19 protein-coding genes and 3 tRNA genes are annotated in these 24,482 nt (G+C 65.5%); 3 read left to right on the top strand and 19 right to left on the bottom strand.

Translation table 11 applies throughout. From position 1 onward, the window contains the following. Positions 1-4: 4 nt before the first annotated feature. From AC5RWA_RS17250 to AC5RWA_RS17225, 6 genes are all read right to left on the bottom strand, one after another. Positions 5-80 (bottom strand) — tRNA-Glu (locus AC5RWA_RS17250). A 128-nt stretch (positions 81-208) separates the two neighbouring features. Next, positions 209-280: transfer RNA gene (locus AC5RWA_RS17245), tRNA-Gln, on the bottom strand. Positions 281-389: 109 nt separating this feature from the next. Next, positions 390-1,127, bottom strand: a complete 738-nt coding sequence (locus AC5RWA_RS17240) for an HAD family hydrolase (protein WP_494058469.1) — start codon at positions 1,125-1,127, stop codon at positions 390-392. Then, on the bottom strand, positions 1,127-2,641 hold the full coding sequence (gene gltX / locus AC5RWA_RS17235) for a glutamate--tRNA ligase (RefSeq protein ID WP_494058468.1): 1,515 nt from the start codon (positions 2,639-2,641) through the stop codon (positions 1,127-1,129). Before gltX ends, AC5RWA_RS17240 begins: the two co-directional genes overlap by 1 nt. Positions 2,642-2,690: 49 nt before the next feature. Beyond that, on the bottom strand, positions 2,691-3,467 hold the full coding sequence (locus tag AC5RWA_RS17230) for a fumarylacetoacetate hydrolase family protein (protein ID WP_079597741.1): 777 nt from the start codon (positions 3,465-3,467) through the stop codon (positions 2,691-2,693). A 5-nt stretch (positions 3,468-3,472) separates the two neighbouring features. Continuing rightward, positions 3,473-4,288, bottom strand: coding sequence for an MBL fold metallo-hydrolase (locus tag AC5RWA_RS17225; protein ID WP_494058467.1), 816 nt, complete (start codon positions 4,286-4,288; stop codon positions 3,473-3,475). 121 nt (positions 4,289-4,409) lie between these two features. Here AC5RWA_RS17225 and AC5RWA_RS17220 point away from each other — a divergent pair, with 121 nt between their 5' ends. Beyond that, a complete protein-coding gene (locus AC5RWA_RS17220) occupies positions 4,410-5,003 on the top strand; it encodes a hypothetical protein (RefSeq protein WP_494058466.1) in 594 nt (197 codons plus the stop codon). Between the two features lie 102 nt (positions 5,004-5,105). On the opposite strand, the gene AC5RWA_RS17215 is transcribed toward AC5RWA_RS17220, so the two are convergent. The 12 genes from AC5RWA_RS17215 to ilvD all read right to left on the bottom strand — a co-directional run bounded on the left by AC5RWA_RS17215 (position 5,106) and on the right by ilvD (position 22,077). After that, entirely contained in the window at positions 5,106-6,218 is a 1,113-nt protein-coding gene (locus AC5RWA_RS17215) for a branched-chain amino acid aminotransferase (RefSeq protein WP_494058465.1), read from the bottom strand. Between the two features lie 101 nt (positions 6,219-6,319). Next, positions 6,320-7,372, bottom strand: coding sequence for a 3-isopropylmalate dehydrogenase (locus tag AC5RWA_RS17210; protein ID WP_115525578.1), 1,053 nt, complete (start codon positions 7,370-7,372; stop codon positions 6,320-6,322). A gap of 43 nt (positions 7,373-7,415) precedes the next feature. Beyond that, a complete protein-coding gene (locus AC5RWA_RS17205; RefSeq protein ID WP_494058464.1) occupies positions 7,416-8,156 on the bottom strand; it encodes a class F sortase in 741 nt (246 codons plus the stop codon). 124 nt (positions 8,157-8,280) lie between these two features. Then, positions 8,281-9,120 (bottom strand): hypothetical protein, encoded by an 840-nt coding sequence (locus tag AC5RWA_RS17200; RefSeq protein WP_494058463.1) that lies wholly within the window; start codon positions 9,118-9,120, stop codon positions 8,281-8,283. A gap of 261 nt (positions 9,121-9,381) precedes the next feature. Beyond that, positions 9,382-10,941: a methionine--tRNA ligase gene (metG, locus tag AC5RWA_RS17195; protein WP_494058462.1), complete on the bottom strand. Its 1,560-nt coding sequence runs from the start codon at positions 10,939-10,941 to the stop codon at positions 9,382-9,384. Positions 10,942-10,974: 33 nt separating this feature from the next. Beyond that, positions 10,975-11,730, bottom strand: a complete 756-nt coding sequence (locus AC5RWA_RS17190) for an ABC transporter ATP-binding protein (RefSeq protein ID WP_079597736.1) — start codon at positions 11,728-11,730, stop codon at positions 10,975-10,977. Then, positions 11,727-14,522 (bottom strand): ABC transporter permease, encoded by a 2,796-nt coding sequence (locus tag AC5RWA_RS17185; RefSeq protein ID WP_494058461.1) that lies wholly within the window; start codon positions 14,520-14,522, stop codon positions 11,727-11,729. Before AC5RWA_RS17185 ends, AC5RWA_RS17190 begins: the two co-directional genes overlap by 4 nt. Before the next feature lie 214 nt (positions 14,523-14,736). Next, positions 14,737-16,326, bottom strand: a complete 1,590-nt coding sequence (serA, locus tag AC5RWA_RS17180) for a phosphoglycerate dehydrogenase (RefSeq protein ID WP_494058460.1) — start codon at positions 16,324-16,326, stop codon at positions 14,737-14,739. A gap of 126 nt (positions 16,327-16,452) precedes the next feature. Continuing rightward, positions 16,453-17,478, bottom strand: coding sequence for a ketol-acid reductoisomerase (gene ilvC / locus AC5RWA_RS17175; RefSeq protein WP_079597733.1), 1,026 nt, complete (start codon positions 17,476-17,478; stop codon positions 16,453-16,455). Positions 17,479-17,561: 83 nt separating this feature from the next. Continuing rightward, positions 17,562-18,074, bottom strand: coding sequence for an acetolactate synthase small subunit (gene ilvN, locus AC5RWA_RS17170; protein ID WP_079597732.1), 513 nt, complete (start codon positions 18,072-18,074; stop codon positions 17,562-17,564). Positions 18,075-18,076: 2 nt separating this feature from the next. Next, positions 18,077-19,984, bottom strand: a complete 1,908-nt coding sequence (locus AC5RWA_RS17165; RefSeq protein ID WP_275730902.1) for an acetolactate synthase large subunit — start codon at positions 19,982-19,984, stop codon at positions 18,077-18,079. A gap of 374 nt (positions 19,985-20,358) precedes the next feature. After that, entirely contained in the window at positions 20,359-22,077 is a 1,719-nt protein-coding gene (gene ilvD / locus AC5RWA_RS17160; RefSeq protein ID WP_079597730.1) for a dihydroxy-acid dehydratase, read from the bottom strand. 321 nt (positions 22,078-22,398) lie between these two features. On the opposite strand from ilvD, the gene AC5RWA_RS17155 reads away from it, so the two are divergent. Together AC5RWA_RS17155 and AC5RWA_RS17150 are read left to right on the top strand one after the other, a co-directional pair. Beyond that, the gene (locus AC5RWA_RS17155) at positions 22,399-23,448 is read left to right on the top strand and encodes a sunset domain-containing protein (protein WP_494058459.1); all 1,050 of its coding nucleotides are present in this window, start codon (positions 22,399-22,401) and stop codon (positions 23,446-23,448) included. Between the two features lie 315 nt (positions 23,449-23,763). Then, a tRNA-Lys gene (locus AC5RWA_RS17150) sits at positions 23,764-23,839 on the top strand. A gap of 141 nt (positions 23,840-23,980) precedes the next feature. On the opposite strand, the gene AC5RWA_RS17145 is transcribed toward AC5RWA_RS17150, so the two are convergent. Further along, positions 23,981-24,436 (bottom strand): MarR family winged helix-turn-helix transcriptional regulator, encoded by a 456-nt coding sequence (locus AC5RWA_RS17145; RefSeq protein WP_079597727.1) that lies wholly within the window; start codon positions 24,434-24,436, stop codon positions 23,981-23,983. Positions 24,437-24,482 lie beyond the last annotated feature (46 nt).

Genomic DNA, 24,482 nt, shown 5'->3' with positions numbered 1-24,482 from the left:
CCGTTGGTGACCCCAGCGGGATTCGAACCCGCGTTACCGCCGTGAGAGGGCGGCGTACTAGGCCGCTATACGATGGGGCCGTGTACTTCCTGCCAGCGTTTCCGCTGGTCAAGCTCAGTGATTGTTTCACACACTGCGCTGTGGTTTCAAATCGGCGGACCCGTTGAAACCGTTCCGTTTTGAGGCCGGAATGGCGCTCAAACCAGAGCTGGGATACCAGGACTCGAACCTAGAATGACGGTACCAGAAACCGTAGTGTTGCCAATTACACCATATCCCAATGATACTTTCGGGCCGGTTTTCAGGGCTTTTGCCCCGCTCCGTGCCCCTCAGCACGAGAAATTACTTTACCCGAGACTTCCGGCTCGCACAAATCGGAACTGTGTGACTTAGCTGACCAGCTGGTCCAGCGAGGCAACCATGCCGCCGTCGAACCCCTGCCCCGGCTCCCCCGTCCGGTTCAGCCAGACGCCAAGCAAGCCGGCCGCGGTCGAGCCTTCCGCATCAAGCAGCCGGTTATCGCCGACGTAGAGGGTTTCGGCGGCAGGGGTGCCCAGCAGCCGGACGCCTTCGAGGTAGATGGCCGGGTTGGGTTTGGCCACCCCGAGGGTGTCCGTGCCCACCAGCCGCGAGATGCGCTCCAGCCCGGCGCTGTCGAGTTTGGCCCGCTGGTAATCGTGGACATTGTTGCTGACCGCGCCGTAGGGAATACCCGCGCGGTCCAGGACGTCGAGCAGCGGCAGCACGTCCGGAAAGGGTTTGACGTAGGAGGGCTGCTTCTCCATGTAGGCGCTGAGCCACCGGTGCGATTCCTCACCCTCCCCCAGGTCCACGCCAAAGTGCCCCAGTGCGGCACGGCCGCGGAGGAGGCGCTGCTCGTTGAACGTCAGGTCACCGGCCAGGTACTGGTCGTAGTAGTGCGTGGTCTCGTGGGTGAAGATGCGGCCAAACCGCTCCCACCCGGCCTGGTCCAGGCCGGGCAGGAGGTGTTCGCTGACCTCCCGCAAGGCAGTCGTCATCGAATATTCGAGGTCCACCAGGGTGTCGTCGATGTCGAAAAGGACGCCCCGGACGGGCCCGAAGGGCGTTTCCAGGACACCGCTGCGTGCCTTGCTGGGAGCAGTCATCAGCCGCGGAAGGTCCGGAGCCGGCGCAGGGAGGATTCCTTGCCCAGGATCACCATGGATTCAAACAGCGGCGGCGAGATCCGCCGCCCCGAAACCGCTGTGCGGACGGGGCCGAAGGCGAGGCGCGGCTTGATGCCGAGGTCTTCCACAAGCGCCTGTTTCAGGGCCGTCTGGATGTTGTCCGGGGTCCACTCGTCAACGGGCTCGAGCGCCGTGATGGCCGCGTCGAGGACTTCGGCCAGGTTTTCCGGCAGTCCCTTGCGGGCGTCGTCCGCGATGTCGATGGCGTCATCGTCCTTGAACAGGAATCCGAGCATGTCCGGCGCCTCGCCCAGGAGCGAGATGCGCTCCTGGATCAGCGGTGCGGCTTCGGTGAGGATCTCTTCCTGCCGCGCGGTCGGCTGCTCCCCCAGGTAGCCGGCCGCCTGCAGATAGGGCACCAGCCGGTCCCGGAAATCCTCCGGCGCAAGCATCCTGATGTGGGTCCCGTTGATGGCTTCTGCCTTCTTGATGTCAAAGCGCGCCGGGTTGGCCAGGACGTCGTGCACGTCGAAGTTCTCGATCAACTGGTCCACCGTGAAGATGTCTTCGTCGGCAGACAGGCTCCAGCCCAGCAGGGAGAGGTAGTTCAGGAGGCCTTCGGGAATGAAGCCGCGGTCCCGCAGCAGGAACAGGTTGGACTGGGGATCCCGCTTGGACAGCTTCTTGTTGCCTTCGCCCATAACGTACGGCAGGTGGCCAAATTCCGGCATGTAGCTGGCCACGCCAAGTTCCATCAGGGCGCGGATGAGGACAACCTGGCGCGGCGTGGAGGAGAGCAGGTCCTCACCGCGCAGCACGTGCGTGATGCCCATGAGTGCATCGTCGACAGGATTGACCAACGTGTACAGGGGGGATCCGTCAGCGCGCACAATGACGTAATCCGGGATGCTGCCGGCCTTGAAGGTGATCTCGCCGCGGACCAGGTCTGTGAAGGTGACGTCCTCATCCGGCATCCGGACCCGCAGCACGGGCTCGCGGCCTTCGGATTTGAAGGCCGCTATTTGTTCCTCGGTCAGCTCACGGTCAAAGTTGTCGTAGCCGAGCTTGGGGTCTCGGCCCGCTGCGCGGTGGCGTGCCTCGACCTCCTCCGGGGACGAGTAGCACTCGTAGGCGTAGCCGGCCTCGATCAGCTTGGCCACGACGTCCTTGTAGAGGTCCAGGCGCTGGGACTGCCGGTACGGCTCGTGCGGACCGCCGACTTCCACGCCTTCTTCCCACGTGATGCCCAGCCACTTCAGTGCTTCGAGCAGCTGCTGGTAGCTTTCCTCCGAGTCGCGTGCCGCGTCCGTGTCCTCAATGCGGAACACGAAGGTGCCCTTCGTGTTCTTGGCATGGGCCCAGTTAAACAGCGCCGTGCGGATCAGCCCGACGTGCGGGGTTCCGGTGGGCGAGGGGCAGAAACGGACCCGTACGGGTGTTTCGGCAGGAACGGAGGGCAGGGAGGCAGCAGGCGACGCAGAAGCAGTAGTCATAGTGGCTTCAACTTTACCGCCTGCCGCCAGGGGCCTTGGCGGGCCTGGGTCAGCGGCGGACTATGGGGTTGGACAACCGGCCGATTCCTTCGATTTCCACCTCAAAGCGGTCGCCGGCGTTAACCAGGCCGACCCCGGCCGGGGTGCCGGTCATGATGACGTCGCCGGGCAGCAGCGTGAAGGCCTGCGAGACGACGGACACGAGTTCGCGGACACCGCGGATCATCTGGCTGGTGCTGCCGTCCTGGCGCAGTTCGCCGTTGAGCCGGCCCTGGATCTGGAGATCCTCGGTGTCCAGGTCGGTCTCGATCCATGGACCCAGCGGCGCGGAGGTGTCAAAGCCCTTGGCACGCGTCCACTGCAGGTCGCTCTTCTGAACGTCCCTGGCGGTGAGGTCGTTGCCGCAGGTGTACCCGAAAATGACGTCGTCCACCCGGTCTTCCGGGACGTCCTTGCAGATCCGGCCGATCACCACGCACAGTTCCGCCTCGAACGAGACTTCCTCGGAGAACTCCGGCAGGACAACGGGATCGTTGGGGCCAACGACGGCGGTGTTGGGCTTCAGGAAGAGGAGCGGCTGGGCGGGCACTTCATTGCCAAGCTCATGGGCGTGCTCCACGAAGTTGCGGCCCACGCCGATGACCTTGCTGCGCGGGATGATGGGCGCCAGCAACCGGACGTCCTCCAGCTTGTGCCGGACGGACGTGCGCTCCACGCCGTTGAAGAAGGGGTCTCCGTGGATGACAGTGATTTCCTCACTGCCCGTTTCGCCTTCCACAACGCCGTACAGGGGATCAGAATCGACAACAAACCTGGCAATACGCATGGTCCCTACCCTACCGTCCCCGCCTGGCCGCTTCCTTCAGCGCGCAGGTAGTGCAGCTGTGCGGCAACGGACATTTCGGCTGCCCGCCGGACGGAAGGGCCGACGTCGGAATAGACGGCGTCAGCCACCTCACCCACGGTGGCGTCCCGGCCGAGTTGTGCCAGCGCCGCGCGGACCTGGCCGAGCCGCTCCTGCCGGTGCAGGCGGTAATCCCGCGCAATGGACTCCACGGAGGGCAGCACGGGTCCGTGCGCCGGGAGGACGGTGGCCGGACCCAACGCCTCAAGCCTGTCCAGCGTGGTGAGGTAGTCCCCCAGTGTGCCGTCCGGGAAGTCCAGCATGGTGGTGCCCCTGCCCAGGATGGTGTCGCCGGTCAGCACGGAACCGTGGGGGCCGTCGTCGGGAAGATGGAAGGACAGCGAATCCGACGTATGGCCGGGAGTGGGCAGCACGTTAATCTCCAGCCCGGCGGCGTGGACCACCCCGCCGTGCAGGGGTTCTCCGCCGCCGTGGCAATGCACGGGATCGGCGGCACGGACCGGGGCGCCGGTCAGTTCATGCAGGCGGGCCGATCCGGCAGTATGGTCAGCGTGGCGGTGGGTGATGAGGATCAGTTCCACCGGGCCGGCATCGGCAAGTGCTTGGAGGTGGGCCTCGTCCAGCGGGCCGGGGTCCACCACGACGCCGCCGGGATACCCGGCGGCCCGCACCACGTAGGAGTTGGTTCCCTCGAGGCTCATGGGCCCGGGGTTCGGGGCCAGGATGTACCGCGTCAGGGCAGAGCTGCGCTGCAGGATGGGGCCGGAAACTGAAGTCACCATCACATCTTTGCATCCGGCGCCGGACCACCGCCGCCCCGCGTCCGGAATAGAACAGCCGGGTGCCCCGGTTGACCACCAGTGAATCCCCTCGCTCTCTCCCAGGAAGCCGGAACCACACACCATGAGCACCACAACACTTGCAGACCTCCTCGCCGAAGCCGATTCCGCCGGCCACGACCATGCCGCGACGGAGAAGAACAGCGGGCTCCTGCACATCCACAACCATGCAACGGGTGGCATCGTCTGGTTTCCCACGTGGCGGAAGTTCCGCGAAACCGCCGATTGGAGTGAGGCGGTGGAAAAAGCGGCCAGGGACCTGCCTGCGGATTCGGTACCCGCGGAGGAAGCGGCAGCGCGTGTTCTGGCCGACGACCTGGAGGATCTCCTGAAGCGCGCCGCCGCGGCCAGTGACGCAAACATGTTTGTCCAGGAGAACCTCACGCGCCACCTGACCCGGACCTGGGCTGTCGCGGACGCCGTCGCCAAGGCAGCAGGCAAGGATTTGCCTGGCGGCACCACCACGCCGCCCATTTTTGCCGGCTACCCCTACGACGTGTACGCCCAGGACGGCGGCGTCTTTGCGACGACGCTGTGGAACGACATGATCGACGCCCGCCGCAACCGGGCGCTGGAAGAAGAAGCTGCACGGAAGGCCCTGAAGCCTGTTTCCCGCAAGGCTTTGAAGAACGCCGCCAGGAAGGCCGCCCGCCGCTGACCCGGACGGCTGACTCCCGCCGTGGTACGTACACAACGAACGGCGCCCGCCGGGCAGAAGCCCGGCAGGCGCCGTCGTTGTTGTGCAGGGCTTGAGCGCCGGCTATGCCAGGCGGGTCAGCCAGCCGTGGGTGTCCGGGACCGCCCCGGTCTGGATGCCCAGCAGCTGCTGGCGGATGGCCATGGTGGTCTCCCCCGCCGTAGCGTCCTCGGAGCCAATGAACTCGGTGGCGTCCTTCAGGACACCGATGGGGGTGATGACGGCCGCGGTGCCGCACGCGAAGACCTCGGCAATATCGCCGGAAGCGACGCCGTCGCGCCACTCATCCAGGGTGATCTTGCGTTCGGTGACCTGACGGCCCATGTCCTTGGCCACCTGGATGACCGACATCCGGGTAATGCCTTCCAGGATGGTGCCGGTGAGGGCGGGTGTGACGAGCGAGCCGTCCTTCATCACGAAGAACACGTTCATGCCGCCCAGTTCTTCAACAGCATCGTCGTTGAAGTGGTCCAGGAACAGGACCTGCTTGCAGCCGTTGGCTTCAGCCTCCTGCTGGGCAATGAGCGAGGCTGCGTAGTTGCCCCCGCACTTGGCGTCGCCCGTACCGCCCCGGCCCGCGCGGGCGAATTCACGTGAGATCCAGATGGAGACAGGCTTGAGTTCGCCGCCAAAGTAGTTCCCGGCGGGCGAGGCGATCACGCGAAAGGACACTTCACGGGCTGCACGGACGCCCAGGAACGCCTCCGTGGCGATCATGAAGGGCCGGAGGTAGAGTGCTTCGCCGTCGCCGGCGGGAACCCATTCCTTGTCAGCGGCCACCAGTTCACGGATGGCTCCGAGGAAGTACTCTGCCGGCAGTTCCGGCAGGGCCAGCCGCCGGGCTGACTTGTTCAGGCGTGCGGCGTTGGCTTCCGGACGGAAGCTCCAGATGGAGCCGTCGGCGTGGCGGTAGGCCTTGAGCCCCTCGAAAATCTCCTGCCCGTAGTGCAGCACCGCAGCCGACGGATCCAGGGTGATGGGTCCATAGGCCTCCACGCGCGGATTGTGCCAGCCGCCGTTGCCGTCCGCGTCCACGCTGTAATCGACGATGGCGGTGTGGTCGGTGAAGTGGTTGCCGAATCCCGGGTTCGCCAGGATGGCTGCACGCTCTTCAGCAGACTTCGGGTTGGCCGAAAGCTGCTGGCTGAATTCGACGCCATGGGCAGTCTGGGTCATGGTTCCTCCACGATCGGCCGCCCCGGGTTCAGCGCTGAACGGCAGGGCGGCATTTGGTGATTCGAGACAAGCTTACGCCCGATGCAGGAGGCCTCGGCGCGCTAGAGTCCGGCGGCGATGGCATCGCCCACGGCGCTGGTGCTGCGGGGGCTGCCGTCGCGCTTTTCGACGTCGGCAACCACCGCGGCTTCGATCTTCCGGGCCGCACCGGCGTAGCCGAGGTGGTCGAGCAGGAGGGCCGCCGAGAGGATTGCCGCGGTGGGGTCTGCTTTGCCCTGCCCGGCGATGTCCGGGGCGGAGCCGTGGACGGGTTCGAACATGGACGGCGCCGTGCGGTCCATGTTGATGTTGCCGGACGCTGCCAGCCCGATGCCGCCGGTGATGGCCGCGGCGAGGTCGGTGAGGATGTCACCGAAGAGGTTGTCGGTGACAATCACGTCGAAGCGGGACGGGTCCGTGACCATAAAGATGGTGGCGGCGTCCACGTGGAGGTAGTCGTGCGTCACCTCGGGGAACTCCTGGGCAACGGCCTCGACGGTGCGCTTCCAGAGATGCCCGGCGTAGACCAGGACGTTGTGCTTGTGGACCAGGGTGACGTGCTTGCGTTCCCGGGCGCTGGCGCGGCGGAAGGCATCGCGGACCACGCGCTCCACGCCGTGTGCGGTGTTGAGGGACACTTCGGTGGCAACTTCGTGCGGGGTGCCGGCGCGCAGGGTGCCGCCGTTGCCCACGTAGGGGCCCTCGGTTCCTTCACGCACCACGATGAAATCGATGGTGCCGGGGTTGGCCAGCGGGCTGCCCACTGTTCCGTAGAGGCGGGACGGCCGCAAATTAACGTAGTGGTCCAGGCTGAAGCGGAGCTTCAGGAGCATCTCGCGTTCAATAATGCCGGAGGGAATGCGCGTGTCGCCGGGGGCTGCCCCCACGGCGCCGAACAGGATGGCGTCCCGGGTCCGGAGGTCGGCCAGGACCTCGTCGGGCAGCGTCTCCCCCGTGGCCAGCCAGTGCTCGGCGCCGAGCTTGTAGTGCGTCTGCTTGAGCTCAACGCCCTCAGCGGCCACAGCCTTTTCCAGTACTTTGACTGCCTCGGCGATGACTTCGGGGCCAATGCCGTCGCCGGGAATAACTGCCAGATCAATGGAGGATGCGCTCATGGTTTCAGGGTAGCCAAGTCATCCATATGCTGGTCAAGCTGTCTCAATATACGGGCGATGCCACAACGACGACGTTGGTTCCCCAGAGGTCATCCGTGTAGCAGGAAATAAGAACCAGCCTGTTGGGAGCAACGTCCCAAATGGCGCTGTCCTTCAGGCCTGATTTTTCGTAGGTGGTGACCGAATCAACACGGTAACCGAGTTCGCCGGTACCGGTGGCTACGGTGAGGAGGTCGCCGGCAGAGGCCCGGCTGCTGAGCCGGTTGAAGGGCGCCTCACGGTCCTGCCAGCTGTGGCCCACCACGTAGGTGGTATTGGTTGAGCCGGCTCCCGGTGCCCCGTACGGCGTTAGCCAGTATCCGTCCATGGTGGGAGGCGGAATGATGGTCTGGCGCTCCTTGTCGTCGGCGCTCGGATCGAGGGGATGAACCACCACGTCAATGTCCGCAGACGGGTAAACCAGCCGTTGCGGAGGCGCCGCGGGCGGCCAGGCGGGAGTGGCCGGCGGCAGGTCGGGAGTCAGCGGCGCTGCCGGGGATTCCGGGGCAGTACCGTAATTCGTCGACGACGGCGGTGCGGAAGCCACGGGCGGGCTGCCGCCAGGCTGGACGCTGCCGCCTCCCATACCCAACAGTGCGGGCAGCAACAGGAACATCAGGCAGCCCAGCGCGGTGAGCAGGCCCAGGGCGGCGATAAAGCGAAGGCGCGGTGCGTCCCATCGGGTCCGTTTCGGGGCGGCAGGACTTTCTTTTTGATGTGCAGTGGATGGTCCGGGTTCGTTCACGGTCACCTCGGGCTTCGGTCAATTCGATCAAAGGCGTTAAAGGCACACGGCGCCGTGCCACTTGCGGGGGCACGGCGCCGCGCGCATCATTCAGCCGCTTGCCGCCAGCACGCCAGCCGGCGTGCTAACTGCGGGCTTCGCCATGGCGGCTGCCGCCACCTGCCAGGGTTTTCCGGGCTGCAATGGCACCTCCGGCGAGCAGCAGGACGGCCGCGCCTCCGAGCCAGGGAGCCATCCCCGGATCCGGCTCAGACACCGCGGTCTGAACGTTGAAACCCTCGTTAACCGCGGTCACTGCACCGCCCCCGACGACAGCGCCTGCCGGGGCGGGGGCCGGGGCCGGAACCACGGCACCGGCCGGAGGTACGACCGCAGGCGGCACTACGGCAGGTGGAACCACCGGCGGAACAACAGGTGGAACTACGGGCGGTGCCTTCGTGGGAACGCACCCGTTGTTGTACGTGGCCTTCCCGTCGTCAGTCCAGTTCTGCCCCGCGGGGATTACCTTCCCATGGTTCGGCGGGATGATGTCCTCGGTGTGCTGGTGATGGTCACCGGCGTGGCCGTTGAGGCCCTGCAGGGCGATGATGATAACCATGTAGGGATTTGACGCCGATCCCGTCGCGTGGCAGATGGTGATTTTCTTGTCGTTGCCCTCATGCGGCGTTCCGCCCGGCTTGGCGCAGCCGGCATTCCACCAGTCCACCTTGTGGAGGTTCTGGCCTGCAGGCAGCATGCTGTTGGCCGGAATGATGTCCTCATTGTGCTGGTGGTCCAGGTGGGCTTTGAGTGCGTTGAGGCTCATGGTGACTGACACGTAGGGGTTCGTGTCTGAGCCCGTCGCGTGACAGATGGTGATCTTCCCGTCACCGCCGGATGACTCCGGTGGCGAGGCCACGGCTGTGGCTGACGCGCCTAGAAGGGCGAGGCCTGTGACCCCGAGTGCGGCTAGGATCCGATGCATTTTTCCGTCTCCGTCCATAGTCTGCTTCAAACTGCAAGACGTACGGGAGAACACGACCGCCCCAACCTGACGGGTCACAACGCAAACAGACAGCATCGGGGCGACGGTTCTCCCAGATGCGAACTGTCAGTTTGCTAACCCGTTCAGGCTATGGAAGGCGGGGCGGAGAGTCCCGAGTAGGAAATACCTGTGTTCGAACCGCCGGACTACTCCGCGACCGGAAAAATACCTGCACGGACGTTCCGGAGCCGGGCATACTGCTTAGGCTTCTGCAGGCTCCTCGTACTTCGGGAAAACCGGCGCCGGGGCAGGCAGTGCAGTTCCGGCAACGATCGGGGTACCGATGGCGGCAAACTGGCGGGCTTCCCCTTCGGGCTGGCCCAGGCTGTCCAGGAGCGCGGCCGTGGCGGTGGGCATCACCGGCTGGGCCAGGATGGACACGATCCGGAGTACCTCAAGCGTCACGTACAGCACGGTGTTCATGCGTTCGACGTCGGTCTTCCGCAGCACCCAGGGCGCCTGCTCGGCAAAGTAGGCGTTGGTATCGCCCAGGACAGTCCAGATGGCTTCGAGGGCGCGGCTGAATTCCTGCTTCTCGAAGGCAGCCCGGGCAGTTTCGAGGAGGCCGCCCGCCTGTTCCAGTATGGCGGTATCCGCGGCGGTAAACGCACCCGGGGCGGGAACCGCGCCGCCGCAGTTCTTCGCCACCATGGACAGCGAACGCTGCGCGAGGTTGCCGAAGTTGTTGGCAAGGTCGGAGTTCATCCGTCCCACGATGGCCTCGTGGTTGTAGCTTCCGTCAGCGCCGAAGGGAACTTCCCGGAGGAAGAAGAAGCGCACCTGGTCCAGGCCATACTGCGCCACGAAATCCGCGGGAGCCACCACGTTGCCGAGGGACTTGGACATTTTGACGCCGTTGTTGTGCAGGAAGCCGTGGATCATGACCCGCTTGGGCAATTCCAGGTCCGCGCTCATCAGGAACGCAGGCCAGTAGATGGCGTGGAACCGGGAGATGTCCTTCCCGATCACGTGGACGTCAGCCGGCCAGTACTTACGGAACTTCTCCGAATCGACGTCCGGGTAGCCAACGCCCGTGAGGTAGTTCGTGAGCGCGTCCACCCACACGTACATGACGTGTTTGTCGTTGCCGGGAACGGGCACGCCCCAGTCGAATGTGGTGCGGCTGATGGACAGGTCCTCCAGCCCGCGGCGGACGAAGCTGATCACTTCGTTGAACCGGGACTGGGGTGCGCCGAACTCCGGCTGCGCCTCGTAGAGGGCCAGGAGCCGGTCCTGGTAGGCGGAGAGCCGGAAGAAGTAGCTCTCCTCTGCCGTCCAGGTCACCTCGGTGTCGGTCTCTTTCGAGTAGCGCACACCGTCGTCCTTGACCACGGTGTCATCCTCACCGTAGAAGGCCTCGTCCCGGACGGAGTACCAGCCCTCATACTTCGACAGGTAGATGTCACCCTTGGCTTCCATCTTTTTCCAGATGGCCTGCGACGCGGCGTAGTGGTCCTCGTCCGTGGTGCGGATGAAGCGGTCGTACGTGATGCCCAGGGCGGAATGCGCCGCTTTGTACACCTCTGCGTTGCGGTCCACCAGCTCCTTGGGCGTGATGCCCTCCTTCTCGGCCGTCTGCGCGATCTTCATACCGTGCTCGTCCGTGCCGGTCAGGAACATCACGTCAAAGCCGTCCAGCCGCTTGAAGCGGGCCATGGCATCGGTGGCGATGTACTCGTAGGCGTGGCCGATGTGCGGCACGCCGTTGGGGTAGGTGATGGCCGTGGTGATGTAGAACGGCGTTTTCTCTGAAGCAGTCACGTGCGGACGGTACCTTCGGTGCGGAGGGGCGGGCTAGATCAGTTCAGTCAGGGAATCGCTGAGCCGGACCAGTTCGTGGTCGTGCGACGCCACCAGGACGGCGATTCCATCGGACGTGGTGTCTTTCAGGATACTGATAATGCGGTTGGCGGATGCGCGGTCAAGGCTGGCGGTGGGCTCGTCGACCACCAGGACCCTGGTACCCAGGATCAGAGCCCGGGCGATGGCCACGCGCTGGCGTTCGCCGCCGGACAGCTGGGCGGGGCGGTGCCGCATCCGGCGGCCCAGGCCCACCAGGTCCAGCAGGTCCTTGGCCATGTCCCGCCGCTGGTCCACTTCGCCGTCGGGAACGGCCGGCAGGAGCACGTTTTCGAGGGCGCTCATACCGTCGATCAGGGCGCCGCCCTGGTCCACGTATCCGATCAGCGCACGACGGCGGTCGGCGATTTCGTCGTCGCCCATGCTTTCCAGGGAGTCGCCTTCCCAGAAGACGCGTCCCGACGTCGGCAGCGTGAGTCCCGCGCCGACGGTCAGGATGCTGGTCTTGCCGGAGCCGCTTCGGCCGGCGACGCAGTGCATCTCGCCGGCGTGCAGGGTGAGGTCGAAGCCTTCCACAACGCTGACGGCTTCAGCACCGCCCTTGCCGCCGCCGTAGCGGATGGTGATGTCGCTCAGCTCCAGCGGGGTGGCGTGGTCGGCCTCCTTGACGATGGTGTTGGCGCGGGTCTGCAGGGGAACCTCGCCGGAGCCGCCCCGGCGGCTCCGCTGGACATTGGTCGGGTTTGTCATTGGACCACTTTCGTTGCAATCGGTATCCAGCAAAGTACAGCCACGAGGCCGGCGACGCCTGCCCACAATGCGGCATAGGGTGCCAGCAGGAGGCCGATACCCAGGGCGCCCAGCACGCCCAGGGGCAGGGCCACGGTTCCTACCAGCGCGTTTTCGAAGAGCCGGACCTGGCGGAGCATGTCCGGGTTCCATCCCATCGCCTCAAGGATGCCCAGGTACTGGCGCTTGGCGTTGAGCTCAAACCGGCCGGTGACCAATGTCAGCACCAGGCCCACCACAACCCCGGCGAGTGCCAGGAGGATGCTCGGCAGCGCGACGCTGGCGGCGGCCAGCCCGCTCAGGGCGCTGGCGCCGGCCGCGCGGGGGATGTCGATCAGCAGGGCGATCAGCCCGCCCACAGCGGCACCGAACACGCCGACGGCGACGGCCAGGGACAGCGTGTTGAACTTGTTGGTGCCCAGCTGCCGGTTGGCGAAGGTCAGCGGCGAGTCCACAGGAATTAGCCGCTCGTCGTGCTGCGGCTCCTGGTCGATGACGTCGCGGTGGCGGAGCTGCTGGGCTGCGAAGAGGGCAGCGCCTGCGTAGAGCACCAGGACGGCGACGCACACCAGGGCCGTGGCCAGGCTCCAGCTGAGCAGGCTGAGCACGATGCCGGCCACTGCCAGCAGCACGGCTCCCACGCCGAATTCCTCCAGCACCCAGCTGCGGATCCGCCGCTGCGTCCAGCCCATGGCCCGGAGGGTGCCTGCTTCGCTTCGCCGCTTGCGGATGTAGCTCACTGTTGACGCGCCGGTCAGCAGGGCGGCACCGCACAGGGTCAGGAAGAGCAGGGTGATGTTGGTTCCCGACAGCGATCCGGTGACCGCCTCCGCCGCATTCTGCCGGACCCAGGACTGCTGGACGGTGCCCAGGGCAGATTCCTTGCCGGCGTCGTCCTTGGAGTATCCGGGGACGAAGATGCTGGCGTCCTCACGTGCGGAGCCGGCCACGATGGTGGCTTCGAGGCCCATGGCGCGGATTTCGTTGGCGAGCTTTTCCACCTCGGGCTGGGCTTCCTTCCAGCTGCCCGGCGCCTTGGCACGGACACGGATGGCGTCGATGACGTCGGCGTTGTCCGTGTAGCCGCGGGCGGCAGCCAGACCGTAGTAGTCGGTGATGGCTCCGGCAGACTGGCTGGCGAGGCCGGTGGCGCTCAGGGAGGGTTCCAGCTCGGTGGCGGGCACGTCCTTGTCCTCGGCATCCTTGACCAGGGTGAACGGGGTGGGGTCGTAGCCGCCAAGGGGCAGCTTGTTGACGTCGCCGGCGGCCTCCGCCACAGCGGCGGGATCAAAGGTTCCGTAGACCATGGCCAGCGGAGCTGCCACCTGCTCCCCTGTGGCCAGGTTTTCCCGGTAGGAACGCTCATCCACGGGTTCGCGCTGGGTCTGGTCCACGGGGGTGCCGTTGGCGCTCTTTTCAGGCAGCCGGTTGATGGTTACCCATTCGCCGGGAACCGCGGTCCTTTCCACGGCGCCGTTGGCTGCGGCCTCGCCGTCGGTGTATTTGGGGGCGGCGGCAAAGTCGGTGCTCCAGGTGGCAGGGGTGTAAAGGCCCTGGTTGAAGTTGCCGGTGCTGCCCAGGAGGGAGGAGTGGTCCGTGGAGCCGGGCCAGGACAGGACGAAGGGGTCCTTGGAGACGAACGGCAGGTAATCCTTGTCCAGGGAACGGGAGACGGTTCCGACGTCCTTGACCACCTTGCCGGCGTCGTCGATCTCTTCGATCTTGACGTTGTACTTCAGGTCCAGGGAGGTGCCCGAGCGGACAATCAGCGGAATGGCCTGGGAGTCGGCGGTCAGCTGGCCGGTCCGCTTTGCCTGCTGGTACTGGGTCATCAGGGGTGCCCAGTACTTGAGCTTGACGCCCAGGAAATCCGGTCCTTCTTCGAGCTGGTCGAGGCCGATGCCGTTGGTGAAGAGGCCTTCGAAGTAGCGTCCGATGGCTCCGGCGTCGCGGGCGTCGGCAGGCGGGGCCTTCTCCAGCGGGGCAAGGAAGTCACCGGAGGATCCCAGCAGGGCGCGCTCGGCGGCGGGGTCCACGGCCACCACGGATTCCGTTACCTCGGGGGCCAGCGGCAGGGACACGGACAGGTTGAAGAGGTTGTGCTCGGAGCCGCCGGCCGGCGCGGGGAACTTGATGCCCGTTTCACCTTCGGGCGCGGCAATCCGGATGCTGTTGCCGCCGGCGGCCTTTTCCTCGACCAGCTTTGCCTTGCCAAGGCTTCCCTCGGCAGTGGATTTAAAGAGCGTTTGTTCGGAGACGCCGTCGGAGCTCACGGCGCTGGCAGTGAGGCGGTACTTCCTGGTTTCGTCGCTCAGCACGGACTCGGCCGCGGGCCACTTGTCCGGAGCCGTGGCGCCGGCCGCCTGGTCCGCCGTGGCGGTTCCGGCCAGCCCGGCGTTGTAGCCGAGGTAGTCCATGGCGTCCAGGCGCGGGGACTCAAGGTTCTGCGTGACGCGGGAGACCAGGCTGATGGGGGCGGCAACCGACGTGCCGGACAGCTTCCGTATCGAGTCCAGTTGTTCAAAGCTGATGCCACCGGTGCCGTTGGCGATTTCGGGCTGCAGCAGCGCACCGGAGGGCGCTTTCGCCTGGACCAGGACGTCGTAGAGTCCCCGGGAATTTTCATCCACGGTCCTGTTGAGTGCAGCCTGTGACTGGCTTTGGACGAGGACCGACAAGCACATGGCTGCGATCAAGATGGCCGCGGTCAACAGCAGCACTTTGCTTCTGATGAACCTCTGGACGGCGTTCATTGAACTCCCTGAAACCTGGATTGCGTGCGCACATACGTGTCCGGCCGGGCCGGACATGGGCGATTAACGGACGGATGTGCAAAAGGTATTGGCCGGTCTGCCGGCCCGGTCCTGAATCAGGACCCAGCCATTGTAAGCAGACCGGCCAATCATACGTGGCCCCGCTGGGGCGCGCCGAGGGGAGCCGCTGGTACGGCGTTTCCCGGATCCTGGGCTAGTCCTCCAGGTCCACTTCCCGGACCATCTCGGCGCCGATGCCGGCCTTGATGGCGTCGAGGACCTGCTGCGGCACGGAGCTGTCGATGGTCAGCAGGGCCAGAACCTGGCCGCCCTGGTCGTGGCGGGCCACCTGCATGCCGGCGATGTTGATGTTGTTCATGCCCAGGATGTGGCCGATGGTGCCAATGACGCCGGGGCGGTCGGTGTAGGCCACCACTACCAGGTGCTCACTGATGGGGATTTCAACTTCGAATCCGTTGATGCCCACCAGTTTCTGGATCTGCTTGGGGCCGGTCAGGGTGCCGGCCACGGAGATCTGGCTGCCGTCGCTGAGGGCGCCGCGGAGGGTCAGGACGTTCCGGTAGGACTCGGTTTCGGGGGTGGTGATCAGGCGGACGTTGATGCCGCGCTGTTCGGCGATGACCGGGGCGTTGACGTAGGAGACCTGCTCGGTCACAACGTCGGCGAAAATGCCCTTCAGCGCTGCCAGCTCCAGGACCTTGACGTCGAGCGACGAGATTTCGCCGGCTACCTCCACGTCGAACTGGGTCAGGGAATCGTGGGTCAGCGCGGTGAAGATGCGGCCCAGCTTTTCGATCAGCGGGATGCCCGGGCGGACGTCGGGGGCGATAACGCCACCGGCCACGTTGACGGCATCCGGAACCAGTTCGCCGGCGAGGGCGAGGCGGACGGACTTGGCAACGGAGACGCCGGCCTTTTCCTGGGCTTCGTCGGTGGAGGCACCGAGGTGCGGGGTCACCACCACGTTGTCCAGCTTGAAGAAGGGCAGGTCGGTGCTGGGCTCCTTGGCGAAGACGTCGACGCCGGCACCGGCGATTTCGCCGTCCTGCAGGGCCGTGAAGAGGGCCTCTTCGTCCACGAGGCCGCCGCGGGCCACGTTGACCACGTAGGCGGTGTTCTTCATCTTCTTGAAGGCATCGGCGCCGAGCATGCCCACCGTTTCCGGGGTCTTGGGCATGTGGATGGTGATGAAGTCGGACTGGGCCAGGAGCTCGTCCAGGGTGACCAGCTGCACGCCGAGCTGCGCTGCGCGGGCGGAGGTGATGTAGGGATCGTACGCAAGGATCTTGGTGTCAAAGCCTTTGAGCCGTGCTGCCACCAGGGCGCCGATCCGGCCGAGGCCGATGATGCCGATCTTCTTCTCGAACAGTTCAATGCCGGTGTACTTCGAGCGCTTCCACTCGCCGTCCTTGAGGGCGGCGCTGGCCTGCGGAATGTGGCGGGCGAGGCTGAGGATGTGGCCCACGGTGAGTTCGGCGGCGGAGACGATGTTCGACGTGGGGGCGTTAACCACCATGACGCCGGCCTGGGTGGCGGCCTTGATGTCCACGTTGTCCAGTCCGACGCCGGCGCGGGCGATGACCTTGAGGTTCTTGGCGGCCGCGATGGCCTCGGCATCGACCTCGGTCGCGGAGCGGACCAGGATGGCGTCAACGTCGCTGATCGCCGAGAGCAGCTGGGAACGGTCGGCGCCGTCGGTCTGGCGGATTTCAAAGTCCGGGCCAAGGGCCTCGACGGTGGCGGGGGAAAGTTCTTCGGCGAGCAGTACTACGGGTTTTGACACGGCTGATCCTCTGCGTTGCAGTCCTGGGGATGGAACAAGTCTAGGCCGACGGAAAGGCCGGGCTCACATTGTTAAGTGTGAACCCGGCCTCACGTTGCCCGTTATGGGGGGAAGGAACCGGCAGCCTTAGCGGGCTGCGGAGCCTTCAACGTAGTCCACGTCCTGCTGCTGCCAGGAGAACAGGGAGCGCAGCTCGCGGCCAACACCCTCGATGGGGTGCTGCTCAGCCTTGGCACGCAGTTCCTTGAACTCGACGCCGCCGTTGTCCTGGTCCTCGATGAACCGCTTGGCGAAGGCACCGGACTGGATGTCGGCCAGGACGGCCTTCATGTTTTCCTTCACCTCGGGGGTGATGACGCGGGGGCCGGAGACGTAGTCGCCGTACTCTGCGGTGTCGGAAACGCTCCAGCGCTGCTTGGCGATGCCGCCTTCCCACATGAGGTCGACGATGAGCTTGAGCTCGTGCAGGACCTCGAAGTAGGCGATCTGCGGCTGGTAGCCGGCTTCGGTCAGGGTCTCGAAGCCGTACTGGACCAGCTGGGACACGCCGCCGCAGAGGACAGACTGCTCGCCGAAGAGGTCGGTTTCGGTCTCTTCGGTAAAGGTGGTCTTGATGACGCCGGCGCGGGTGCCGCCGATGGCCTTGGCGTAGGACTTGGCGAGGTCCCAGGCGGCGCCGGAGGCATCCTGCTCGACGGCAATGATGTCGGGGATGCCGCGGCCTGCCTCGAATTCGCGGCGCACGGTGTGGCCCGGAGCCTTCGGGGCCACCAGGATGACGTCAACGCCTTCCGGTGCCTGGATGTAGCCGAAGCGGATGTTGAAGCCGTGGGCGAAAGCCAGCGCCTTGCCGGGGGTCAGCTTGTCCTTGATGGAGTCGTTGAAGATCGAGCGCTGGTGCTGGTCCGGTGCCAGGATCATGATGACGTCGGCCCATTCGGCGGCGTCGGCAACGTTCTTGACCGTGAAGCCTGCGTCCTCGGCCTTGGCGGTCGACGTCGAACCCTCCTTGAGGGCGATGACAACCTCGACGCCGGAATCGCGCAGGTTGAGGGCGTGGGCGTGGCCCTGTGAGCCGTAGCCAACGATGGCAACCTTGCGGCCCTGGATAATCGACAGGTCGGCGTCGTCGTCGTAGAACATTTCAGTCACTTGCGTAACTCCTCTTGAGTGGTGTGTAGATAGGTGTTGTGTGGTGGTGCGGTTACGGGCGGTGGTTCCGCCAGGGCATTCGCCTAGGCGGAGCGCAGCGCCCGGTCACTCATGGAGCGGGATCCCCGTCCAACGGCCAGGGTGCCGGACTGCACGATTTCGCGGATGCCGAAGGGCTCCAGCACTGAGAGCAGTGCCGTGAGCTTTTCGGGATGGCCGGTTGCTTCAATGACGACGGAATCGGTGGAGACGTCGACCACTGAGGCGCGGAACAGGTCTGCAGCCTGGGTCACCTGCAGGCGTGTTGCGGCATCCGCACGTACTTTAACCAGGATGTGGTCGCGTTGTACGGAAGATTCGGGGGTCAGCTCAACGATCTTAATGACGTTGATCAGTTTGTTGAGCTGCTTGGTGACCTGTTCGATCAGGTCGCCGTCGGCGTCGACCACCACGGTCATCCGGGAGATGCCGGGGACTTCGGTGGGGCCGACGGCCAGGGAGTTGATGTTGAAGGCGCGGCGGGCGAAGAGGCTCGCAACGCGGGTCAGGACGCCGGGTTTGTCTTCAACCAGGACGGACAGTGTGTGGCGGCTCATGGTCAGTCCTCTTCTTCCCATTCCGGGGTCATGTTGCGGGCAACCTGGATCTGGTCGTTGCTCACGCCGGCGGGCACCATCGGCCACACCATGGAGTTGGGGCTCACCACGAAGTCGATGACCACGGGGCGGTCGTTGATCTCCAGGGCTTTCTGGATGGTGGCGTCGATATCCTCGTCGCGTTCGCAGCGGAACGAGGCGCAGCCGTAGGCCTCCCCCAGCTTGACGAAGTCCGGGATGCGGACGGTGTCGTGGCCGGTGTTGAGGTCGGTGTTGGAGTAGCGGCCCTCGTAGAACAGGGTCTGCCACTGGCGCACCATGCCCAGCGAGGAGTTGTTGATGACGGCAACCTTGATGGGAATGTTGTTGATGGCGCAGGTGGCCAGTTCCTGGTTGGTCATCTGGAAGCAGCCGTCGCCGTCGATGGCCCATACCACGCGGTCTGGTTCGCCCACCTTGGCGCCCATGGCCGCCGGAACGGCGTAGCCCATGGTCCCGGCGCCGCCGGAGTTCAGCCAGGCGTGCGGGCGCTCGTATTTGATGAACTGCGCGGCCCACATCTGGTGCTGGCCCACGCCTGCCACGTACACGCCTTCGGGGCCGGTGAGGGCGCCGATGCGTTCGATGACCCGCTGCGGGGCGCTGAGGCCGTCGTCGGGTTCAGTCCAGCCCAGCGGATAGGTTTCCTTGAGGTTGTTCAGGAAGGCCCACCAGGTGGTGAGGTCCGGCGTGCCGGATGCGTCGAACTGCGTGCGGACGGCTTCGGTCAGTTCCGGAATGATTTCCTTGACCGATCCCACGATGGGAACGTCGGCGGTGCGGTTCTTGGAGATTTCGGCGGGGTCGATGTCGGCGTGGATGACCTTGGCCATCGGCGCGAAGGTCTTGAGCACACCCGTCACGCGGTCATCGAAGCGGGCGCCGAGGGTGATCAGGAGGTCGGCCTGCTGCAGCGCGGTAACGGCGGAGACGCTTCCGTGCATTCCGGGCATGCCGACGTGCTGCGGGTGCGAGTCCGGGAAGACGCCCTTCGCCATCAGGGTGGTCACCACGGGGGCGCCAGTGGCTTCGGCGAGGGCCAGCAGTTCGGCGCTGGCGTGCGCCTTGACCACGCCGCCGCCGACGTACAGGACCGGCTTCGTGGACGCGGCGATGAGCTTCGCGGCCTCGCGGACCTGCTTGTTGTGGCCGCGGGTGACCGGCCGGTAGCCGGGCAGGTCCACTTTGGGCGGCCAGGAGAAGGTCATCTGCCCCACCTGGGCGTCCTTGGCCACGTCCACCAGGACGGGACCGGGACGGCCGGTGGAGGCCAGGTGGAATGCTTCAGCCATGACATGCGGAATGTCATTGGGATCGGTCACCAGGAAGGAGTGCTTGGTGATGGGCATGGTGATGCCCACGATGTCGGCTTCCTGGAAAGCGTCGGTGCCGATCACTCCGCTGGATACCTGGCCGGTGATGGCCACCAGCGGCACGGAGTCCATGTGGGCATCCATGATGGCGGTAACGAGGTTGGTGGCACCCGGGCCCGAGGTGGCGATGCAGACGCCAACCCGTCCGGTGACCATGGCGTAGCCTTGCGCGGCGTGGCCGGCTCCCTGTTCGTGACGGACCAGCACGTGATTCATGGTGGAGGCCATCAAGGGGTCGTAGGTGGGCAGGATCGCGCCACCAGGCAAACCGAAAATATCGTCGACGCCGAGTTCTTCGAGCGAGCGGACAATAGCTTGCGAGCCGGTCATCACCGTTGGGGGTACAACGTTGTTCGGCCCAAGGACAGGAGAGACGGCAGCAAGGTCGGCGACGACGGCGGCATGGTCAGCCGCCCGATCGGCGCGTTCCGGAGCCTTGGTGGCTCCAGTGGACTTGGTAGCCATCAGCGAGGGGCTGATGGGCGATCCTTTGCTCATCGGACTCTTCCTTGTGGATCATCTGTGGTTCATGGAAACAGCGGGAAATAAAAAAACCCCTCAGCCTGAGCGGCTCTTCGAGGGGTTTGCGCGTGACGGTTCGTTACCGGAGGAGGCTAATGTGCCACGCGCTTGGTAAGGACGACGACGGTGCCGGCGGTAACGAAAGTCATGCGTTCAGTTTTCCCTCTGGTGAGATACGTGTCAACGAGCCGCTACCCGATCTCACCATGTGGACATCATTGTCCACGTGCTGATCCTACCCCGAACCTCCGGCGCAAGCGCCGTTCGCCCGGGGCCCCGGGATCAGCTCTTATTAAGCCCTGCCGCCTCCGGCAGTCGTTTCGCCGCCGGAGGCATGGGGCACTCAGGCATCAGCCGCAGTATGCGCCGGTACTGGCGCTGTGCACCAGCTTGGCGTACTTGGCGAGCACACCCTTGGTGTACCTGGCCGGCAGCGGCTCCCAGCCCACCTTGCGGGCTTCGAGTTCAGCCTCGTCCACCAGCAGGTCGAAGCTGCGCGCTGCGATGTCCACGCGGATGCGGTCGCCGTCCTTGACGAACGCGATGGGGCCGCCGTCCACCGCTTCGGGCGCGACGTGGCCGATGCAGAGGCCCGTGGTGCCGCCGGAGAACCGGCCGTCGGTGAGGAGCAGGACGTCCTTGCCGAGGCCCGCACCCTTGATGGCGCCGGTGATGGCAAGCATCTCACGCATGCCCGGCCCGCCCTTGGGTCCTTCGTAGCGGATCACCACAACATCGCCAGCGTGGATCCGGCCGTTGTCCAGCGCGTCCAGGGCACCCTGTTCGCGCTCGAAGACGCGGGCGGTGCCTTCGAAGACGTCGGCGTCGAAGCCTGCGCTCTTCACCACTGCGCCTTCGGGGGCCATGGTGCCGTGCAGGATGGTGATGCCGCCGGTCTTGTGGATCGGGTTGTCCAGCGCGCGCAGGATCTTGCCGTCAACGTCCGGCGGGTTGATGGCGTCGAGGTTCTCCGCCACGGTCTTGCCCGTGACGGTGAGGCAGTCACCGTGCAGCAGGCCGGCGTCGAGCAGTGCCTTCATGATCACCGGCACGCCGCCGATCTTGTCCACGTCGGTCATCACGTAGCGGCCGAACGGCTTAAGGTCGCCCAGGTGCGGAATCTTGTCACCGATGCGGTTGAAGTCATCGAGGGTCAGCTCCACCTCTGCTTCGCGGGCAATGGCCAGCAGGTGCAGGACGGCGTTGGTGGAGCCGCCGAAGGCCATGGTGACGGCGATGGCGTTCTCGAACGCCTTCTTGGTCATGATGTCCCGGGCGGTGATGCCCAGGCGGAGAAGGTTAACCACGGCCTCGCCGGACTTGCGGGCAAATTCATCACGACGGCGGTCTGCCGAGGGCGGGGCGGCGGAGCCCGGCAGGGACATGCCGAGAGCCTCGCCGATGCAGGCCATGGTGTTGGCCGTGTACATGCCGCCGCAGGCGCCTTCACCCGGGCAGATGGCCTTTTCGATGCGGGTCAGGTCTTCCATGCTCATCTTGCCTGCGGCGCAGGCGCCGACGGCCTCGAAGGCGTCAATGAGGGTGACTTCCTTTTCGGAGCCGTCCTCAAGCTTGACCCAGCCGGGCATGATGGAGCCGGCGTAAAGGAACACGCTGGACAGGTCCAGGCGGGCGGCGGCCATGAGCATGCCGGGCAGGGACTTGTCACAGCCTGCCAGCAGCACCGAACCGTCGATGCGCTCGGCCTGCATGACGGTCTCCACGGAGTCTGCGATGACTTCGCGGGAGACCAGTGAGAAGTGCATGCCCTCATGGCCCATGGAGATACCGTCCGAGACGGAGATGGTGCCGAACTGCATGGGGAAACCGCCGCCGGCGTGGACGCCTTCCTTGGCGCCCTGTGCAAGCCGGTTCAGCGAAAGGTTGCAGGGGGTGATTTCGTTCCATGAGCTGGCGACACCCACCTGGGGCTTTGCGAAGTCGTCATCCCCCATGCCGACCGCCCGGAACATGCCACGTGCCGGCGCGGCGTGGATTCCGTCGGTAACGACCCGGCTCCGGGGTTTGATGTCAGGCTTGTTCTCGGTTGCGATTTGGGTGTCACTCATAGGGGAAAGTCTATGGCTCCACGCGTGGCAGCAACGACCGCGAAGCTCCGGTTAAGCGCAAAATCAGGATTATTTCAATCAGATAGTGGACTGTCATCTCGAATAATGAGATGCCCGCCGCCGGGCCGACCAGTTCCTGTGGCGCAGGTCACCGGCACGCCTGCTTTCCAGCCCAGGGATGCGGCCGTGTTCCCTGCCCCGGACGTTGCCGCCGGCGGGACGCCCGGAGGGACATCCTGGCCGGTCAAAGTGCTGGACAGCGATGTGGACCCGACGTAGCGTCGGGGCAAGGGACCTTGCCGACCGACCGAAGGGCTTGCCATGGAAGCTGTCTTCTTGATCATTCTGCTCGCTGTACTGGTGGGTGTTGTGTGGTGGAGGCTGAACGCCAAGAAATCACCCGCTGCCCGAGGTGACGCCGGCCAGGCCGACGTGGCCCGCAGCGACCGGGGAACCCGCACTGATGGTGCTCTTTCCGGCGGCAGCGCCGCGGCGTCGGCCGAGGCCGCCGGCACCACGGGAATTCCCACAGCCGCGGGTTTTGGCCGGCCGGCCAAGCCCGCCGCGCCCGTCACTGCGGACGAACCGGCAGAAACATCGGCTTCGGTGGATGCACCGCGTCCTGAACGCACAGGTTCAGGTTCTTCCGCAGCCTCCCCCGCCGGTACGGCTGGAGCCGGCGCAGCGACTGCGGATGCGGGTGCTGGTGCGGCGACTGCGGGACCCGGCGACGACCGCAGGCGCCAGGACCAGGCCGAATGGGAAACCCAGTGGTCCGAAGCCAGCGGCGCTCCCTCCGCCCGGACCATTCCAACCCCGCCAATGCAGTCGGTCACAGAGAAGACGGGGACGCACCCGGAAGCAGCACCGGTCCATCACGCCGAGTACACGGAACCGCACGCCCCCACGCTTCCCGGCGCCGAGTCCGCCGCCGTGGAAGAAGCGGACGACGACGGCGCGGCAGCCTCCGCCGTCGGACGTTCAGCAGACCGGCCAGAGGCTGCGGGCGTTTCCGGTGGCACCATCCCGGCCGGTGCCGCCGCGGCGGAAATGCAGGACCGCACCCAGTCCTCTGCCCTCGTGGAGACCGGGGCGGACCATCTGCCGGAACAAGAGGCTGCCCCGCCTAGTCACTCGCCGGAGGCTGCCGGCCACCTGGCGGCCGACGAACCGTACGGGGCAGGCTCTGCCGCCGCGCGTGCCGATGGCAGCGGGCCGGCAGATTACGGCGTCAAGGCCGATGCCGGCGCCATGGTCTATTACGAGGAGGGGCACCCGGACTATGAACAAGCCAGGGCTGATGTCTGGTTTGAGTCGGCCGCCCACGCGGAGGCGGCAGGCTTCCGTGCCCCACGGCGCAGGCGCCTCTAGGAGCAGGTCCGGCCCGGCCTCAAGGACGAACCGACCCTGCTTCCTCCCCACGCGGGGAGGAAGCAGTAAATCATGTGGCCCATTTCACACGTGCGCAGGGGCGGATCAGGGCCGGGATCTTGACTCCCGAAGGAGGTTTCCGGCTTCCCGCAGGCAACCACACCCTTGATTTTCCGCGGATTTTGCCGCTGCCGGAATGATCATCCACCCGCATAGCCGGCCGATTTCACATGCACCAAAAGTTCGTGTAGAGTTACATGTCGTTGCGGAGATCAACGGGGAAAGAAAAGCCCCGAATGATTGAAACAAAAAGATGCACCTCTAGCTCAATTGGCAGAGCAATTGACTCTTAATCAATGGGTTCCGGGTTCAAGTCCCGGGGGGTGCACCACTGGGAAAACAGCCTCCGGCTTTGCGGAAACGCAAGCCGGGGGCTGTTTTGTTTGTGTCCCCAACTAACGGCACAACAAAAAAGGCGTGACCACAGTTTGCATACTGCGGTCACGCCCGGCCGGCCGGCGGCGAAGTGTAGTCAGGGTGAATTTTCCACGAGCGCGGCGGCGTTGCCGGGCGTGGTGGCGAACTGGCTTGCGAGCTCCCTGACCACTGCCTGGAGCTCCTGGCGAAGGACTTCGGGATCAATGGACGCCGAAGCCAGGACGGAACGCTCCATCTCCACGGCGGCAGCGACCGCCTCCTTGCCCCGTTCGGTCAGGGACACCACATGGCTCCTGCGGTCCGACGTGCTGCGCACGCGGGCGATATGCCCGTGGGACTCCAGCCGGCTGAGTGTCTTGCCCATGGTCTGGGCCTGCACGCGCACGTATTGGGCAAGCTGGGCCTGGGTCATGGGGCCCTGCGCGTTCAGCACCTCGATGGCAATGACCCCGGCGTGGGTCAGGCCGATGGCACCAAGTTTTTCGTTCCAGGAGTGTTCGACGAGGCGCGCAGCAGTGGACAAGAGGCGCCCCGTGGGCCAGTGATCCATATCAGGCATAGCAGCAAGTATAGCCAAGTGCCGATTAGCACTGGTT

The sequence above is a fragment of the Arthrobacter sp. 210 2 genome, assembly GCF_059093025.1.
The sequence above is the reverse complement of the archived record's forward strand: the minus strand, read 5'-3'. Positions and strand labels throughout refer to the sequence as shown.